Source organism: Idiomarina loihiensis L2TR, assembly GCF_000008465.1.
GTDB classification, from domain to species: domain Bacteria; phylum Pseudomonadota; class Gammaproteobacteria; order Enterobacterales; family Alteromonadaceae; genus Idiomarina; species Idiomarina loihiensis.
The window spans coordinates 673404-691750 of the sequence record NC_006512.1 but is presented as its reverse complement, the minus strand read 5'-3'; the positions used below and the strand labels follow the sequence as shown (position 1 = coordinate 691750).

Annotated in this window: 16 protein-coding genes; 6 read left to right on the top strand and 10 right to left on the bottom strand. The window is 47.7% G+C overall.

The genetic code is table 11. From position 1 onward, the window contains the following. Positions 1-18: 18 nt before the first annotated feature. From IL_RS03210 to IL_RS03200, 3 genes are read right to left on the bottom strand one after another with little or no spacing between them, the layout of a single operon-like run. On the bottom strand, positions 19-1308 hold the full coding sequence (locus tag IL_RS03210) for an ISL3-like element ISPpu12 family transposase (RefSeq protein WP_004574636.1): 1290 nt from the start codon (positions 1306-1308) through the stop codon (positions 19-21). Between the two features lie 21 nt (positions 1309-1329). Continuing rightward, positions 1330-1842, bottom strand: coding sequence for a signal peptidase II (gene lspA, locus IL_RS03205; RefSeq protein WP_011233887.1), 513 nt, complete (start codon positions 1840-1842; stop codon positions 1330-1332). A 3-nt stretch (positions 1843-1845) separates the two neighbouring features. Further along, positions 1846-2742: a cation transporter gene (locus tag IL_RS03200; RefSeq protein ID WP_011233886.1), complete on the bottom strand. Its 897-nt coding sequence runs from the start codon at positions 2740-2742 to the stop codon at positions 1846-1848. 95 nt (positions 2743-2837) lie between these two features. Here IL_RS03200 and cadR point away from each other — a divergent pair, with 95 nt between their 5' ends. Further along, entirely contained in the window at positions 2838-3245 is a 408-nt protein-coding gene (cadR, locus tag IL_RS03195) for a Cd(II)/Pb(II)-responsive transcriptional regulator (RefSeq protein ID WP_004364961.1), read from the top strand. 456 nt (positions 3246-3701) lie between these two features. Here the strand turns inward: cadR and IL_RS03190 are convergent, their stop codons facing one another. The 4 genes from IL_RS03190 to IL_RS03175 form a co-directional block, all read right to left on the bottom strand. Then, positions 3702-4913, bottom strand: a complete 1212-nt coding sequence (locus IL_RS03190; RefSeq protein ID WP_011233885.1) for a M24 family metallopeptidase — start codon at positions 4911-4913, stop codon at positions 3702-3704. A 115-nt stretch (positions 4914-5028) separates the two neighbouring features. Then, positions 5029-5406 carry a GreA/GreB family elongation factor gene (locus IL_RS03185; RefSeq protein WP_324186825.1) on the bottom strand — a complete coding sequence of 126 codons (378 nt, stop codon included), beginning with the start codon at positions 5404-5406 and terminating at the stop codon, positions 5029-5031. A 219-nt stretch (positions 5407-5625) separates the two neighbouring features. Beyond that, positions 5626-6030: a GreA/GreB family elongation factor gene (locus IL_RS03180; protein WP_158511966.1), complete on the bottom strand. Its 405-nt coding sequence runs from the start codon at positions 6028-6030 to the stop codon at positions 5626-5628. Positions 6031-6248: 218 nt separating this feature from the next. Continuing rightward, positions 6249-7121, bottom strand: coding sequence for a LysR family transcriptional regulator (locus IL_RS03175; RefSeq protein ID WP_011233882.1), 873 nt, complete (start codon positions 7119-7121; stop codon positions 6249-6251). A 97-nt stretch (positions 7122-7218) separates the two neighbouring features. Here IL_RS03175 and IL_RS03170 point away from each other — a divergent pair, with 97 nt between their 5' ends. Next, positions 7219-8214 (top strand): YeiH family protein, encoded by a 996-nt coding sequence (locus IL_RS03170; RefSeq protein WP_011233881.1) that lies wholly within the window; start codon positions 7219-7221, stop codon positions 8212-8214. Positions 8215-8282: 68 nt separating this feature from the next. Here the strand turns inward: IL_RS03170 and IL_RS03165 are convergent, their stop codons facing one another. Next, the gene (locus IL_RS03165; RefSeq protein WP_011233880.1) at positions 8283-9863 is read right to left on the bottom strand and encodes an amidohydrolase family protein; all 1581 of its coding nucleotides are present in this window, start codon (positions 9861-9863) and stop codon (positions 8283-8285) included. A gap of 231 nt (positions 9864-10094) precedes the next feature. On the opposite strand from IL_RS03165, the gene IL_RS03160 reads away from it, so the two are divergent. Continuing rightward, entirely contained in the window at positions 10095-10745 is a 651-nt protein-coding gene (locus tag IL_RS03160) for a DUF1707 SHOCT-like domain-containing protein (RefSeq protein ID WP_011233879.1), read from the top strand. A 108-nt stretch (positions 10746-10853) separates the two neighbouring features. Beyond that, a complete protein-coding gene (locus IL_RS03155; RefSeq protein WP_011233878.1) occupies positions 10854-11519 on the top strand; it encodes a glutathione S-transferase family protein in 666 nt (221 codons plus the stop codon). On the opposite strand, the gene IL_RS03150 is transcribed toward IL_RS03155, so the two are convergent. After that, complete coding sequence (locus IL_RS03150) at positions 11516-13108, bottom strand: ABC-F family ATPase (RefSeq protein WP_016341283.1); 1593 nt, start codon at positions 13106-13108, stop codon at positions 11516-11518. The genes IL_RS03155 and IL_RS03150 overlap by 4 nt on opposite strands. Positions 13109-13209: 101 nt before the next feature. Between IL_RS03150 and IL_RS03145 the strand changes: the two genes are divergently transcribed. Both IL_RS03145 and IL_RS03140 read left to right on the top strand, forming a co-directional pair. After that, positions 13210-14097, top strand: a complete 888-nt coding sequence (locus IL_RS03145) for a mechanosensitive ion channel family protein (RefSeq protein WP_011233876.1) — start codon at positions 13210-13212, stop codon at positions 14095-14097. A gap of 430 nt (positions 14098-14527) precedes the next feature. After that, on the top strand, positions 14528-15541 hold the full coding sequence (locus IL_RS03140; protein ID WP_011233769.1) for an IS110 family transposase: 1014 nt from the start codon (positions 14528-14530) through the stop codon (positions 15539-15541). Positions 15542-15568: 27 nt separating this feature from the next. Here the strand turns inward: IL_RS03140 and IL_RS03135 are convergent, their stop codons facing one another. Beyond that, entirely contained in the window at positions 15569-18274 is a 2706-nt protein-coding gene (locus IL_RS03135) for a TonB-dependent receptor domain-containing protein (RefSeq protein WP_011233875.1), read from the bottom strand. Positions 18275-18347 lie beyond the last annotated feature (73 nt).

The following is an 18347-nucleotide window of genomic DNA, read 5'->3' as shown; positions in this document are numbered from 1 at the left end:
ATCAATCTGATACCACCCTCAGATGGTTGATAGATCGACTCCGTAGTTGAGTTCCTCTGCGAAGTCCGGCAGTCCGTAACCGATGGTTTTCTTGTAGAAAGGAGAGACCTTCGCAGTCGGTGCCTTCTTCTTGTGCTTCGTGGTGTAGAGCATTCGTGCCCGCATCACCTCGAAGGAGTAACCGCGCCCTTCACGGTTCTTGTCCTTGGCCAGTCGGTTGATGGACTCCGTGTAAGCGTTGGTGACGGGCATGTCCGTCTCGAAGTAGGTCATGGTCTCTTCGCGCCAGTTTCCCACTGCCCTGACCAGATCGCTCCAGACTTCCTTTTGGCCCTTCGGGATGGTGGCTATCCACTCGTCCAGGGCGGCTTCTGCCTGGAGCCGTGTGGTGGCGTCCCAGATGCCGTAGAAGCGCTCCTTGTGCTCGTAGGCGGCCAGCAGTTGCGGGAACGCGCCTGTCCAGGTCTCCATGATGAGGCGCTCCCGGTCTGAGACTTCGTGAGCGCGTTTCAGCAGGATTTTCCGGTCTCCCTTGAGAGTCCGGCTCTGGGACGGTTTCAGCTCCTTTCTGAGGCCCTTGCGCACTCTCTCTAGGGCATCGTTGGCCATGCGCACCACATGGAACTTATCGACCACGATACGGGCCTGGGGCAGCACAGCCTTGACCGCTGCCCGGTAGGGGTTCCACATGTCCATGCTGACGATCTCGACCTTCTGCCGGTCTTTCAGCTTCATCAGGTAGTTGGTCACCACGTCCTGGCGGCGGGTGGCCAGCAGGTCGAGCAGGGTTCGCTCCTCAATGTTGGTCAGAATGCAGCGGTAGCGCTTGTTCAGGTATAGCTCGTCAATGCCCAGGATGCGGGGCGTCTCGAAGCGGTGCCAGCGCCCCAGGAACTCGGCGCGGGCGTTGAAGATGTCGCGCACCGTCTTCTCGTCCAGGCCGGTCTGTGCCGCCACAAAGGTGTAGGGGTGGTTGAAGGATTCCTTCTCCACGTACTCATGCAGCCGCAGTGTCATACGGAATCCGTCCACCATCTCCGGTAGCTGGGGCCTGAATGTTGTCTTGCAGGCCCGGCAGGTGTATCGGCGGCGGACCACCCAGAGAGTGACCCGCTTGCCGTGGATGGGCAGATCACGATAGGGAACGTCACGCTTGCCGAACCGTACGAACTCACCCTGCACGCCGCATTCCTCGCAGGCGATGGGATCGGGCACGTCCACCTGGAAGTGCATTTCGTCGTCGGTTGATTTGCAGCCCAGTACTTGGTATTGCGGCAGGTGAAGGATGTTGTCGGGAAGTTCGGTCATGGTGTTGTATAGGCGTAGGTGTCAGTCAGATCCATCCGACTCGGCATTGGTGTTTGCTTTTTTACCCAACAAGCTGCTGGAAACGAAAAGTAAGGCACCGAGGACAATTGCAATATCAGCCAGGTTGAAGGCCGGCCAATGCCAGTCTCGCCAATAGAAATCAAAGGAATCCACAACATAGCCGCGAAAGACCCGGTCAATCAGGTTGCCCATGGCGCCACCGAGGATAAGACTGTAAGCGATGGCTTCTCCTTTATGACGATTTTCAAGGATCAGCTTGATCAAAAAAATCGAGACCACTACCGCGATTCCGATAAAAAAGTAGCGCTGCCAGCCTCCACCATTCGCAAAAAGACTGAATGCGGCACCGGTGTTCCATAGGTGCACCCAGTTAAAGAACGGGGTCACCGAAACATACTCGCCATAGGCCATTGATTGCTGCACCAGCCACTTTACAGCCTGATCAGACGTTGCCAGCAGGCCCGATATGGACAATAGGGCATACGGCGAGAGCTTTTTGCCAATAATGAGCATTATTTAACCCTTCAACGCCAAAATGCGTCTGGCACCGTTAAGTACAATGCCCCCCGCGATGGTGCCGATAATCAGATCCGGATAATTGGAACCGGTCCACGCGACCAGGGCGCCGGCGGTGATGACCCCCAGGTTGATCACCACGTCGTTGGCCGAGAATATCCAGCTTGCCTTCATGTGCGCCCCGCCTTCCCGATGTTTGGATATGAGCAGCAGACAACTGGTATTGGCAATCAATGCGACGAATGCGATAGCCATCATCACCAGCGATTCAGGCTCACTACCGAATACAAAGCGTCTCACCACCTCTACGAGCACGCCCACAGCCAAGATCAGTTGCAGTACACCAGCAAGATGCGCGGCACGTACCTGCATTTTCACGCTATGTCCAACCGCATAAAGGGCAAGCCCGTACACCGCCGCATCGGCAAAATTGTCCAGGGATTCTCCAATCAGGCCGGTGGACTGGGCGATCAGACCGGCAGTCATTTCCACCACGAACAGAAGTGCATTGATGCCGAGCAACCAGCGCAGGGTCCCGGATTCTTGCTTAGCAGAAGCTGCCGAAAACTCGGCGGCCTTGGTGGTCTCCGGATTTGCAGCGACGGTTTCCTGAAGCGAGGCGCCTAGCCCCAAGGTCTTCAGTTTCGAGGTGACGGGCTCGACCTCGCCGTCATGCACGACCTTCAGCCGGCGGTTCGACAAGTCGAAGGACAGCGCCCGAATCTCCTCAAAGCCGTTCAGGGCTAGGCGAATCATTCGTTCTTCTGATGGACAGTCCATCTTCGGCACGGCATAAACACTGACCCATCTCCCTGGCGCCTCGGAGGAGGCCTGTATATCGGTATCCGCTGCGGACGTTGCATCACCGCCACAGGCGCCACCACAGGATTTGCTCATGATACGACTCCACTTGAACAATGTTGTGGTACCATTTTAAACTATAAAGCTACTATAAGGTCAATAGAGTAAAGAATCCGTTGGGGAGGAGGCTGATGCGCATTGGTCAGTTGGCGCAGTTGGTAGGGGTCGAAACACAGACGATCCGCTTCTATGAACAGCAGGGCTTGTTGCCGCCGCCTGATCGGCAGGACAACGGTTACCGTGTCTATACCGAGAAGCATGGTGAGGGGCTGGCCTTCATCCGTCGCTGCAGAATCCTGGGCCTGTCACTGGCTGAGATTCACGAACTACAGAGCTATCAGGACGACCCTCATCAGCCTTGTACCGCCGTCAACGCCTTGCTCGATGATCACATCTCTCATGTGCGGTCGCAGATAACCGCTCTGCAAGCGCTTGAGAAACAACTCGTTTCACTGAGAGCGAGTTGCAACGATGACCGGGAAGTTGAGGCGTGTGGGGTTCTTGCTGGAATTAGCGAAGGAAACATGCACCAGCAGTAGGTGAAGCATCAACCAGATAATCCGATGAGATGCCGGTCTGTCTCACTCTCATGCAAAGGTAAGATCAACCATTTAATCCGCTTACCCGAATTTATTTGCCACTACACGTTCACAAGTTGCAGACCACTATAGCTATGTTCAACGTGTTAAGCGAGTATTGGGCATAGCCAAAAAGTTAAAAGATTCATTTGTGAAAAAGCTTTCAATCAAAAAACTAAAGCTGAAGTTTTAGTAACAAGGTAAGTAACACGCTTGAATCTTAATATTTTTTATCCACTATAAAACAATAAGTTATTAGATCTTATCGATTCCGCCTCCGGCACCAAGCATTCTCAAGCCCTGCACGCAAGTGCGGGGCTTTTTGCATTTTAGCCATTGTGCCAGTTTTGTACCAGTAGCCTGATGTTCACATCAGGTGCGATATCTCACCTGACATAAATGTCAGGCTACATGCGCTCACAGAAGGTTAAACGGGTCATCCACAGAGCGGGATGGTTCGGTAAACCAAAAAGCCCCCTCTTCGCTCATATAAAAGTGGTCTTCCAGGCGCACGCCAAACTTTTCCGGGTTAATTACCATAGGTTCATTACTGAAGCACATTCCCGGTGCCAATTCGGTCTTGTCCCCACCGACTAAATACGGCCATTCATGCAAGTCCATACCGATACCATGGCCTGTTCTGTGCGGTACACCGGGTAATTGATAATCGGCTTTTAAACCCAGTTCGCTCAATTTAACCCGAACTGCGTCATCAACCGATTCGCAGGTTTTACCTATATGAGCCGCATCAAAAACAGCCTGCTGTAAGTCTCGTTCATACTGCCAGAACGTCTGTTGCTCTTCAGTCGCGTTGCCAAAGGGGTAAGTACGGGTGATATCAGAGTGATACCCGTGCAGCTTGCAACCGGTATCAATAAGCACCCAGTCGTTTTTCTCCAGCTTCTGCTCGTAATTAACACCGTGCGGGTAGCTGGTTCCTTTACCAAACAGCACAATACAGAAAAACGACCCAGACGCGCCCACCTTTCGGTGTGCTTCATTAATAAAACCTCTAACTTCAGAAGCGGTTACGCCCTCGTGCAGCATGGCACCGGTGGCTCTGTGCACGGCCATGGTCATATCCATAGCCGTCTGAATTAACGCCAGCTCTGCGGGCGACTTATGCATACGACAGGCAGCGGTAATGACTTTTGCGTCACACATTGTTTCAGCTGGCTTGCGCTCTTCCAGCTTCGCTACAACGCTGTATGGTGTGGACTCATCCAACGCCAATTTATAGCCATCAGAAAAATGCTCCGCTAAAAAGTTCAGCAACCGTTCATAAGGTGATTCATGTTCGTCCCACAAAACCGTATCCATGGGCAGTATCATAGCCTGGGTTAATGAACCGACTTCAAACGCGGGCGCTATTAAGGTGACATTTCCCTTAACCGGGATAACGGCGCCGACCAAACGTTCACTGGGGTACCACTTCAAGCCGGTAAAATATTCCAGGTTAGTACCTGCGTTTAAATACATAGCGCTGATGCCTTTTTCCTGCATCAATTGCTGTGCCTTAGCAACGCGCTGCTGGTACTCTTCCAGTGTAATAGGCTTAACACCTTCAGTCATATCTTCCAACGCCCCGAGCGCCTCGTCTAACTTCGCAATTCCTACGCCATGCGCCATAAAACTCTCCTTATTAAGTCTGCCAACAGACAATAGTGGATATCGAACGGTCAATTATGTTCAAACTCACTTGATTAAAGCCGCTAGGTCGAACATTACTCTATAAGCGAGTAATCTAACTCGCGACATGAACAATCTCAACTGACTGTAAACCACGATTTGTTTTCCATTGAATAGATTGCCCTACGGAAAGACCAATAAGCGCCGCCCCTAAAGGAGCAAAAACCGATAAGCTGTCATCATATTTATCTACCTGATCAGGTGCAGTCAGAGTTTTAGTAAACACTTTCCCTGTTTCTAAAACCTTAAAGGTCACCTGCCGATTCAGACAAGCAACATTGGCCGGCATAACATTCGGCTCAACAATTTTGGCGCGAGCCAGCTCAACTTCTAACTCATCCAAAAACTCCCGAGGCAAACGCGTCTCATCTAAATGATGCTCAATAACTGCCATATCGACACATGAAATAACGATGTTAGGTCTAGTATTCATATTCTCTCCCATAAAAAAGGGCTCCGGAGAGCCCTTTAAGTCTACTCATCAAGTTTCTTTTTCTTCTTTTCTTTTCGTTTTTCTTTCAATGTTAATTGTGGTTTTTTCTTTTGTTTTTCTTTACTCATTGGATTCACCTTATCTGTTCAAATGTTTAAATTAATCCGCACTTTGCACAACTAAGTTACTCCAAGGCACTACCCTCCGTTAAATTCATTTCTAAGCATTATCAGATGCGGGACGATTTTGATTTACCGTCAGGACTTCCCACTTTATTGATATATCTTTAACGATAACTGTTGCAATATCTCCTACGCGAAGCCCAAGCAATGTCGAGCCTAAGGGAGAAATAAAAGACACTAGATAGTTGTCGGTATCCGCCAGCTCTGGTGGAACCAACCTAACCTTTACCTGCTCCATTGTTTTCACATTACGTAGAACGGCGGATGCTCCAACTCGAATTCGTTTTTCAATTAACGCTTCTTTTGACTCACTGAATTCAAGCCTATTCAGTAAAATACTAAGCTCCACGGGATCAATCAGCATTTGCTGCCCCGCTTCCTGAAAAATTGGGTTTGACGGACAAACCGAGGTTTTACAAAACCTGAATGCACGCTTAAGCACGGCTTTATCTCCAACCGAACTGAACATTAAATTATCTAAAGGGAATAACAGACAGGCCGAACGCTTAAAGCGCGTCCGGCTTAATTTGGAAAGGTGAGAGCGGTACTCTGTATAGAATAGTTAGACTTAAACATGATGTCCTCTTAACAACTGAATCCATCATAGCCCGTTAAAAATTTAAAGCAAGCTCCCGGAATATTCGTCCAGGAATAAATGACTTATAAGGCTTTCTCAGCTATGACCCGCTCTATCCACGCCATTGAAAAGGACAAGTCTCGATGAGTCACATAATATAAGGTGCGATGATGCGTGCCTTCTGTCGGCAAAGCTCTAACTAACCCAGCTTCCAACATAAGTGGTGTTGTGATACTAGGAACGTAGGCAACTCCAATACCTGATGCCACCGAATGAATAATGCTTTCATTGGTATTCAATTCAATAACGTTCGCTGGCTTAATGCCAAGCTTAGCCCAAAGTTTTTCAGTAAGCCGGCGAGTGGCAGAGCCTTTTTCCCGAATAAGCCAAGGCTGTACTTCCAACGCTTTACCATTGTCATCGGGCGGCGCAACTAGCGTCATGCTGTCTTCCTTAAACGGCTTAGTGAGTAAGTCGTCGCGTGAACTTGGACCTTCAACCAGCCCTATCTCGTCCTGAAACGACTCAACTCGGCTGAGTATTTCATCGGTATTACCAATATAAACATTAATTTTGAGCTCGGAACGTTGTTGTTTTAGCACATTGATATAAGCCGGCAACCAATAATTACCGACAGTCTGACTGGCACCTATGTTTAACGTTTCCCGTCGATTACTGTGTAACTGTTCAAAGTATCGTTCGGTGCTGTCACTAAGCGATAGCATTTTTTGGGCTCGCTCGTACAGCCACATACCAGCAACAGTGAGTTCAACCTTGTGTGAACGATGCTTTCGTCCTCTTTCCCGCATCACCAACCGAGTGCCCAGCTGCTGTTCAATATCCTTTAGGTTAATAGATACCGCAGATGTGGTCATATTTAGCTGCACACTGGCCGCAGTGAAACCGCTGGTTTCCGCAATGGTTTTAAACACTTGAAGTTGGCGCAAATTAATCATAAATATATTTTAACTTTATAAAGTTTTATTAAATTTTAATTAATATTGATTGCACTATACTCCAGCCTAAATACAAGAATCAATACAAGGCATAACCATGAACCATCCTATCGTAGGGCTCATTGCAGCGGTTGTATTAGCAATAGGTGTTGTGGAGCTCCATCTATGGCTTCCAGCTATTCAGTCTGTTTCTCCGCTATTAATCAGCATTGGCGTTGGGATTCTGGTCAGCCATATATTACCGGCACGTTGCAAAGAACCGCTCGCTCCTGGATTAAATATCGCTAAAGGATCAATATTACGAGTTGCCATTGTCTTATACGGTTTCAATATTACTTTACAAGCCTTATCTCAGGTTGGTATTTACGGTCTATTCAGCGCGGTTACCATGGTATCAGTTATTCTGTTTGTCGGTATTTGGGCCGGAACCAAGCTGTTTAAGCTTGATAAAGAGCAAGCGATTTTAGTTGCCGTGGGCAGCGCTATTTGCGGTGCAGCAGCCGTTGCTGCGATGGAACCAATCATTAAAGCCAAACCTCACAAAGTAATAACCGCTATCAGCACCGTAGTTGTATTTGGCACGCTTTCTATGCTGCTTATGCCATTAGTGTTTCAATTTTTCGATATCAACGAGGCCCAGTATGGCTTATGGGTGGGCGTTTCCGTCCATGAAGTTGCACAAGTAGTTGTCGCCGGCGACTCAGTTAGCTCAAACGCGGCACACATGGCGGTATTGGAAAAAATGCTTAGAGTGGTTTTATTAGTACCTGTGTTATTAACATTTGCAGTATGGATGAGACAAAAGTCAAAAGGTTCAGACAAAGAAAGTGGTGATAATAAAGTCTCCGTTCCTTGGTTCGCTTTTCTATTCATTGGCGCTATTATCATCAACTCACTGAACTGGATACCGGACGACGTGACGACAGCATTCACAGCAGCTGCCACTTATTTACTGTGTATTGCAATGACCGCTTTAGGCATGCTCACACACATCAGCGTCATCAAACAAGGCGGCGCAAAAGCATTTGCACTCGCCGCCCTGCTTTTTGTGAGTCTGTTCATTACCGGTTACCTGTTAGCTCAGTTCGCCTAGTAATCACGTCTTTTCTCATAGACTTTCTATAGCTAATTAACTATCTCACCTGACGCATTAGCGTCAGGCTACATCAAGTGCGTTCTAATCTCTTTAAGCCGTGCAATGTAATCCTGACTAAAGACATTCTCCGCACGTGCAATGTAAGCCTCTAAATCAACGTACTTAAGCGCATTTTTGAAATAAAACCTATCGGCAAAAAGCTGCATTTTTTGCATTTCAAAAATCGCTTTTATCTGCCCGAAGTACCTTTCAATATCATTAACCATAGACACCATATGCCAGTCGCTACCGTACATTATTTTATCGGCAAGTTTAAAAGGTTTGTCGGCAGTGGCTTCACGCGTTAGCTCTATTTCAAGTCGTTTAGCCAGGCTCTCCTGGGCTTTCTTGCTTTCGACAATTTCGTGCAGGTAGGACAAATCACAATAGACATGCTCGTAGCGCCGACACAGCTCTACAACTTTACGAGCGTAGTTATTCTGATCATTCCATTCGTCTTCCGTATCCGACAGCCAACCCTTAACCCAGCGCCCGTTCATCTTCCGTTTCCCACCACCGGCATGACCAAAGCAGAGTCTCATGGTTTCTCGCTGCTTGTTCTTTTTCAGCGCTTGCTCCCAATAATCCGGGTCTGAATTCAGGCCCGAGCCTTTATAGGCCTGAAAGCCTTCCGGGGTGCAGTGAGTGAAAACTGGAATTGAATACTCCACACAAAAATCCAGAAAATAATCAACAACTCGTTCCACGTTAGCTTCGTTGTCTGCAGGCTTGTAACCCATAGGAGGATAAAACTTGAACCCTGCCTTGCCATGTTCCAATGATCTTTCTATAGCATCACGAAGCACGCGGTCAGAGGAAGATTGAGAAACAAAACGTAAAGGGTCAAAAGCGGAGAAGCCAAGAACTATCCCTTCCGAAAAATTCTCCAACGCCGTCATACGCTCCAACTGCTGATCATAAAAATCGTATTTGGGGTTGTCGTCAAATGGGTAAGCCATATCCATCATGTAATGAAAAAACACATAACGTTCTGAGAAGTTGTCGTAATAGCCTTCTAACCGCTTAAATATCCCGACTTCGCTGCGTAGCATATTCAAGACAAAGTCTATTTTGTCCGCAGCGTCTTCCAGAAACTCCAGTGACTTACGCAGCATTCGTTCAATCATTTTGTGAATGCCAGAGAACCAACCTGATATTTTATCCTGAACCTGAGTCTCTGCTTTGAAAGTCCATTTCGTTTTTATGTAATCTAACTCAAGTTCCTGAGCCGATTCACTGTCACCGTAATACTGGTGTATTTCCTTCAGAACCGAATAAAGCTCGCTGTTAATGAATTGCTCCTGATAGGCTTCGGCTAACTCCGGGTCGCTATTGCCTTCTTCCAGTAAATAGTGCTCTATCTCAATACAAACCAGATGGGCAAACTCATTGCAGATTTTTTCAGTCGCGCCTTTTTTCGATGTCACTGAAAACGACTCTAGCCGCTCTTTTAGCGTAGAACTGGCGGTTAGGGAATAGGCCAGTTTGCTAATCAACTTTGCCGGTATTTTCCAAATTCCCCAACTCTCAAGAATCCCCTGCAAAGGCACATAACGAGCGTTAAAAAGGTGGGTATGGGCATCAACAACGAAAGGTAGTTTACTCATGGCCGTATCCGTTTGAAGTAACCTGATTTTTTCTAGGTTTTAGTTAAGTTAATAACTCGTAGAAGATCAACCGGACTCCCGATAATTGGTAACTTTTCCTAATTTTTGGTCAGACACACAAAACCAAATAAAAACAAAAATATTAAGCCATTGATTTTAAAATGATTTATTTCTGGCCTAAGAATTGCTTTGTTGTCCATAATAAGAAGATAAGATCAACAAGGAAACATCATGAGTGTAAAATTTGAAGACCGTCCACTGGAAAAAGTCCGCGAAGAGACGATTGATCAGTTGGTAATGAACTACGGCCACGGTGAATTATCTGAAGAAGCTTTTGAACGCCGGCTTGATCAAGCCATGGATGCAACTGAACATAGCCAGCTTTCCGATTTGGTAGAAGACCTGGAGCTGAAGCCCGACACCTCATACGACAGCATGAAAGAGCAGAAATTCTCACCACATTATGGCGAAGGACGCATTCAACCAACCGAAAAGGTGATATCCATACTGTCTTCTAATGAGCGCTGTGGCGTGTGGACAGTGCCGCGTGAAATCACCATCTACTCTCTGCTAGGCTCTGTAGAACTGGACTTTACCGATGCCGTTTTTCAACACCCGGACGTCACTATCAAAATTATTGGCGGGCTTTCAAGTCTTGAAGTTTTTGTCCCTGAAGAAATTACCATTAGCACCAACGTCTTTAGTGTTCTTGGCTCCACCGAAAATAAAGCGCCCTCAATGGGCAACCTGAAACAAGCTCCGCATATACGAATTGAAGGCTTCCAGTTGCTTGGCTCAGTTGAAGTGAAAGTCAAACGAACCATAAAAGAGAAGTTTGTAGCCTTTGCTAATAGCTTAAAGGGCACCTTTCAATCTCGCTAAAGTCGGGATAGGTGAATTCAGTTGCGAGTCGATGACCGCTGGCCTAATCTAAAAGCCTGGTACGAGCGTATGAAACAGCGCGACTCATCAAAGGTTTAAGGAATAAACATGATTGAACTCTACACCTCAGCAACCCCCAATGGTTATAAAGCCACGGTAACCTTAGAAGAAATGGGGCTGGACTATAACCTGCACCATGTGCAGTTGCAGGAAAATGAGCAAAAACGCCCGGAGTTTCTGAAAATGAACCCTAACGGTCGTATTCCGGTGATTGTCGATAAAAATAACGATGATTTCGCGGTGTTTGAGTCCGGTGCCATTATGCTGTATCTGGCTGAGACCTACGACAAGCTTAATCCTAAAGACCCGAAAGAACGTTCACGTATGATCCAGTGGCTGATGTTTCAGATGGGTGGCATTGGTCCTATGATGGGACAAGCTAATGTCTTCTATCGGTATTTCCCGGAGAAGCTGCCCTCAGCCATTGAGCGCTATCAGAATGAAAGCCGTCGGCTGTTTGAAGTGCTGAACACACGGTTAGGCGAGTCTGAATACTTAGCAGGTGATAACTTCTCGTTAGCGGATATTGCCAACTGGTGTTGGGTGCGTACCCACGACTGGTCTGGTGTTAGCCTTGATGGCTTAGAAAACCTGAAGCGCTGGATGAACACCATCAGTGAGCGCCCAGCCTGCCAACGCGGCGTAACAAAGCCGGAGCGAATGGGCGATCCTGACGAACTGGTCAAGAGCGCCCAGAAAATGGTGCAGCGTTAAGCCGCAGCCAACTGCGCCAGATATTCATCGTAACTGCCGGCAAAGTCACGTAAGCCTTTGTCGGTAATTTCGATAATACGAGTAGCCAGAGTCGAGACGAACTCGCGGTCATGGCTGACAAACAACAAAGTGCCTTCAAACTGCTCCAGTGCCAGGTTCAGCGACTCTATCGATTCCATATCCAAATGGTTAGTCGGTTCGTCCATCACCAGAATATTCGGGCGCTGCAAAATCAGTTTACCGAAAATCATCCGGCCTTTTTCACCACCAGACAAAATCGATACCGGCTTTTGAATGTCATCAGAAGAGAACAGCATACGGCCCAACACACCCCGAATAGCCTGCTCGTCGTCACCCGGTTTTTTCCACTGATACATCCACTCGTAAACGGTCATATCCTGTTTAAACCAGTGGGCGTGATCCTGCGCGTAGTAACCTATCGCCGCATTTTCAGACCATTTGATGCTGCCTGAGTCCGGCGTGTACTCGCCCATCAAACATTTCAGCAAGGTCGTTTTACCAATACCGTTGGCACCAATAATAGCGACTTTTTCACCCACTTCTATCGAGGTACTCAAGCCTTTTAAGACCGCTTCGTCTTCGAAGCTCTTACGCACGTTCTCGGTTTCAAGCGCTAACCGGTAGAGTTTCTTTTCCTGAGTAAAACGAATGTACGGATTAACACGACTGGAGGCTTTAACCTCGTCCAGCTGAATTTTCTCCATTTGTTTCTGACGCGACGTTGCCTGTTTAGCTTTTGACGCGTTCGCTGAGAAGCGGCTAACAAAGCTCTGCAGCTCGGCAATTTTCTCTTTTTTCTTGGCGTTATCGCTCATTAACTGCTCGCGCGCCTGAGTGGCGGCAAACATGTATTCGTCATAGTTACCCGGGTAGACGCGCAGCTCGCCATAGTCAATATCGGCCATATGCGTACAAACCGTGTTCAGAAAGTGACGGTCGTGCGAAATAATAATCATGGTACTTTGCTTTTCGGCTAATACGCCTTCCAGCCAGCGAATAGTGTTAATATCGAGGTTGTTGGTCGGCTCGTCCAGCAACATAATATCCGGCTCGGAAAACAGTACCTGCGCCAGTAACACCCGAATTTTTACACCCGGCGCCAGCGCCGACATCAGTCCAAAGTGCTGCTCTACCGGTATGCCCAGCCCCAGCAATAACTCACCGGCGCGTGACTCCGCAGTATAACCGTCCATTTCAGCAAATTCGGTTTCCAGATCGGCCACACGCATGCCGTCTTCTTCGCTCATTTCGCCGCTGCTGTAAATGCGGTCCCGTTCTTCTTTTACCGCCCACAGCTCTTCGTGGCCCATAATAACGGCATCAACGACACTGTAGTCTTCGTAAGCAAATTGATCCTGACGCAACTTACCGATGCGAATATTGGGTTCCAGCGACACATTGCCAGCCGAAGGCTCCTGCTCACCACTTAATATACGCATAAAGGTCGACTTACCGCAGCCATTAGCGCCTATCAGGCCATAACGGTTACCATTGCCGAATTTAACAGAAATATTTTCAAAAAGAGGCTTTGCACCAAATTGCATGGTGATATTTGCAGCAGAAATCACGTAGTCAACATCCAGGATCATAGGGTAAAAATTGAGCGCGCAATGTACGTGTTTTTCGCGTAAATTACAAAGAAAGATTCACTATAATAGGTAAATAGATTATGCAAATGTCCTGGACAGACATCTCTTCTGGTTTAAATAGAATCTGGAATGTCGAGTTATGGAAAACCGGAGACGCGCAGATATACCTAAGCCAGGTCATTATTGCTATTACGCTGATTATTGTTGGCGTAATCGTCATACGCTGGATAGGCTCTAGTCTGGTTAAGCGTGCCTTAAAATCCGGCCACGCCTCTCAGAACACCATTTATGCTTTTCGTAAGTTATTCTCTTTTCTGGCTTATGTACTTATTGTGCTCATTGCCCTACCGGTCGCTGGCATCCCTATTACCATATTCGCGGTTCTGGGTGGTGCATTAGCCATTGGTGTCGGTTTTGGTGCCCAGAACCTGCTCAATAACCTTATTTCCGGCATGATATTAATTGCCGAGCGCCCTATCCGCATTGGTGACATTGTAGAGCTGGAGAACGAACGCGGTCGTATTGAAGAAATTGGTAACCGCTGCGTTCGCATCAAACGTTTCGACGGTGTGCATGTGCTGGTACCAAACAGCTACTTTCTGGAACAGCGCGTAGTGAACTGGACGCTGATATCCACTGAAATACGCAGCACAGTCACCGTGGGCGTTGCTTATGGCTCGCCGATAGACAGAGTCCGCGAATTGATGATGGAAGCCGCCAGCCAACACGAGAAAATTGTTCAACGCTTACCTTTTGAGGTTTTCTTCGACGACTTTGGTGATAACAGTTTAACCTTCAACTTACTGTTCTGGACCGAGGTAGAAGCCCCTATGGATATTCGCCGGGTACAGTCTGATATTCGTTTTAAGCTCGATAAGCTTTTCGCCGAGAACGATATTGTTATCGCCTTCCCTCAACGCGACGTGCATTTGGATACGTTAAAGCCGCTAGAGATAAAGATGAAGTAGCCTGAGGTTCACCTCAGGTGAGGTGGATGTAGCGGGCGCTGAGGCCGCAGGGACTATTGAGGAGGACGCCCGTAAATACATCCCTGTAGGGCTTGGGCAGCGCCATCCATGGCGCTGCACACCTCCTCAATAGTCCGCTGCAACCGTCAGGCGCGCCCTCTACCACTATTCCTCTCCGTAGCCGAATGTTCAACATCAGATAATGACTTCAAGCATCTCACCTGATGTAAACATCAGGCTTGTATCTGTCAGTGGCATTTGATTAGCTACCGAATGTCACAATAGGGGCTGGTGAGTCAGTACGTCAGGCAAGCATTTAATGCTGCGCCGTAGATTCAGACCCCAGCCCCATTTCTCTTAGACACTGAATGGTATCCAGGTCCCCATTATAAATGGTGAGGCCGTATGAACAAGCGGAGTAAAAAGAGAGATGACAGCATACGTTGGCATTGATGTAAGTAAAAAGAAATTAGACGTTGGTTTTTATTCCGACAAGCTGGGTAAAAACGGACAGAGGAAGAAGAAAACGAAGGTCTTTAAGAACGACCGTCAGGCGTTCTCTCAGCTTGAGAGCTGGTTAAAACAGCAGACTCAGCATAAAGCACAGAACATCGCGATAGGGATTGAAGCGACCGGGATTTATCACGAAGCTTTGATTTATACGCTGCACGAGCAGGGATTTAAGCTCTTTATTGCTAACCCGGGACGGGCAAAGAAATACTTCGAGTCGCTTGGCGTTACCCATAAAACGGACAAATCCGACAGCCTCCTGCTGGCTCGTTTTACGGAAGATAAAGCCCATAAAGGTGACATTACCTGGTGGGAGCCTGAATCGCCGGAAGCCCGGCACCTGAAACTGTTACTCAGACGCCTGAATGCTTTGCAAAAGGACGTTTTGCGCGAGAGGAATCGGCTGGAAGCCTGCGCGAATACCGACACTTCACCACGGGTGGTGAAATCGATTGAAGACATGATCGCCGTTCTCAATGAGGAAATTAAAGCACTGCTAAAAGAAATTGATGACCATATTGACGGGCACCCGCAGTTAAAGAAAAACCGTGAGTTGCTTGAGAGTATTGATGGTGTGGGACCGACGGTTTCCCGAGAGCTGACCAGCTTGTTCAGCGTAAAACGCTTCAGCAGCGCCAAAGAGGCGGCGGCCTATCTGGGGTTGATACCCAGGCTACAGGAGTCCGGCTCACATAAAGGGATGACCCGGTTAAGCAAAATCGGGCCTTCGGCCATACGAGCTTTACTGTACCTGCCGGCCGTAGTTGCCAGCCGTTGTAACCCGGACATCGCTTATCAGAAACAAAGGTTGTTAGCTCAGGGTAAGACGAAAATGCAGGCGCTTGGTGCCGCCATGAGGAAACTGGTACAAATCTGCTTCGGCGTTATCAAGCACCAGGAAGAATATCGACCTCAAACATCATTGAGTGTTTGAAGTCGATTGGTACAAGATGGTATCTACTTAGAACTCGTAGCTGTAACTTAAGCTAACGACAGTTCCTACTTCTTTACTACGAACCAGAATATCCGACTGAGTCACTTCCTGATCTTCGCCCAGCAGGTTCTTAACTTTTAAGCCGATTTTAGAATTAAAGCTCGGATAATAGTTATAAACCAAGTCCAGTGAATGGAAGGGTTGCTCATAAGCGTCCTCACGTCCACCGATACCAGCCGCTAAGATACGCTCACCAAACACGTTATACACCAGTGAGGTCGCATGTTCTCCGTTAGCTGAGTCGTAGTTCAACTGGAAGTTGGCAACGTACTCAGAGTGTCCCGTCATACGCTTAGTCCGGTTGGTTAAGTTACCCGCCAATGCCGGATCAATCGACGCTTCAGAGTCACTCCAGGTTAAGTTACCAGAGGTAAAAAACCCGTTCGCCAGGTAACCTAAATCGTGCAGCCACTCAAGCTCAACGCCATAGACTTCAGCTGATTCACCATTAACGTAACTTAAGGTGTAATCTTCATCGCCCACCTGAAGCACTGACTCAATGGGGTTCTCTATGTCCTTATAGAAAGCCGCAATGGTGTAATTGTCGCCATTATCGGCATAGTACTCAAAGCGTGCATCGTAGTTACGTAAATCACTGCTCTCTAAGCCAGCTCTACCGAACGTACGAATGTCCGTAATTGGGTCGTAGTAAGCCACCGGCACTGTTTCACGTAAATCCGGACGCACAACGGTTTCGCCGTAACCAAAACGCAGCTGGTAATTATCACTGGCCATATAAGTCAACGATAAAGCCGTGTAGAGGTCGTCTTCAGCAATGGTGCTTTCAAGCACACGCTCAGGATTGAAATAATTATTTAAATCCTGCTCACTAAAAATTAAGCTCGATGTTGCCAGAGAAACCTGTTTAAAGTCTTCATAACGAACACCACCACTTACACGCCAGGTGTTATCGAATATTGCATCGAACTCACCGTAATAGGCATCAATTTTCTGAGCGGCCAGATAGTCATCCGCATTTGGCGCACCGGGTTCACGGAAAGAAATACGGAAATCGTTGTCATCAATAACATCATCCGTCAAATAACCCGTGACACCTAACACGTCATCTAAGTCGTCCAGCACTGACAAACGCGAACCCGATGCATTGTCCAGACTAAAGCGACTGGTACTGTAATAACGCGCTTTATCAACAAAGTCATAGCCTGCTTTTAGCTCAAGCTCTATTCCAGAAAATGCAAGTGGTAATGACAGGTTACCGCCGTAAGACTTAACGTTATCTTCCATATCAACAAACTGGAAAATAGCACGGTTGTCATCGCCCGTTACGCGAGTTTCAGAGAAGTTACCCTCGGTGTCATAAATATCGTCAAAACGATACGAAACTTCGGTAGGGATATCCGTTTCCGCTTTTGATTCCGTATACTGCCAGTCGAAACCAATGCCCCAATAGTCCATAAGAGTATGTTGGCCGCGGAACTGATCAACGTTTAAGACACGCTCTTCGTATTTGAATTCGTGCTCGCGGTTAGCTATACCGGTTCCAACTATGGTTTTCAGGTTACTACCGTTCGGGCTTTGCTTGATACCAAACTCCGATTCATCTTCCGAGTCTTCTAGATAAATTTTGGTATAACTGACACTGTGTGTATCTAATTCATAACCCGCAGTGAAAAAGCCGTTCAGACGCTCAGTTTCTGTCGTTACTGTGGTTTCTTCAAAGGTGTTGTAACAAGACTTAGAGATGTCTTCGACCGTCGCCAGAGACGTTGAACAATCAGCTGTTGCGTTGTTACTGATAACCGCATTCTTGCGTTCAGAAACATCCCAGTCATTATCGTAGGAAGCCGCGGCTAACACGCCTATAGTTCCACCGAAAAATGACTCGTCAAAGCTATTACCTAAGGTGGCTTTAAAGTCCATGTTAGGGTCTAAAGATTCTTTCTTCAGCACCATGTCTCGTGGCAATTGCTTTGCCAGCGAGGCATTAATTGCTCTTGCCTGATTACCCGCACTATTTCCAGAACCCGTCAGACCGTCGGTATTAACAATATTACGTAGACTAAAGTCACCCTGGTAGCGGCCAATTGCGTCTTTTATGCCTGCCGGAATACCGCTGTCGTCCCGGTTATAGGTATAACCTTCGTCTGCGTTGCTGTTCATACCAACGCCCGCTTCAACACTAAAAACAAAGTCGTCAGGCAAAGAACGCGTACGAATATCAATATTACCACCACCAAAAGCCGCCGGCATAGAAGGTGAAAACACCTTTTGTACTGCCATACTCTCAATAATGGTCGATGGAATAATATCCAGCGGAATCACGTTACGGGTTAAATCCGGGCTGGGAATGCTGGCACCATTAATACGGGCACTTGAATAACGCTCGCCTAAACCGCGCACATAAATAAATTTACCATCGACTAGGGTTAAACCGGTCACCCGCCGTAAAGCCGAGGCCGCGTCGCTGTCGCCAGAACGAGACAACTGCTCGGCACCCAGAATATCAGCCACAAAAGCCTGATTTTTACGTTCCTGAACAACAGCCGCGGCACTACCCTGCAAACGACTGCCGGTGGTAACCACTTCTTCAATGGTCGATTCGCGTTCAACGTCTGCTTCATCGGCTTGCTGAGCCAAAGCTGCTGGCGCAGAGGCAAACAACCCTAATCCAACCGCTAAAGCAACAGGCTTGAGTTTGTATTGATTTTTCATAACCAACTCCTGCAATAAAATCGGAAAATAGGCGCAACACCGTTGCGCCTATTCATTCGCATTCCAACTCAAA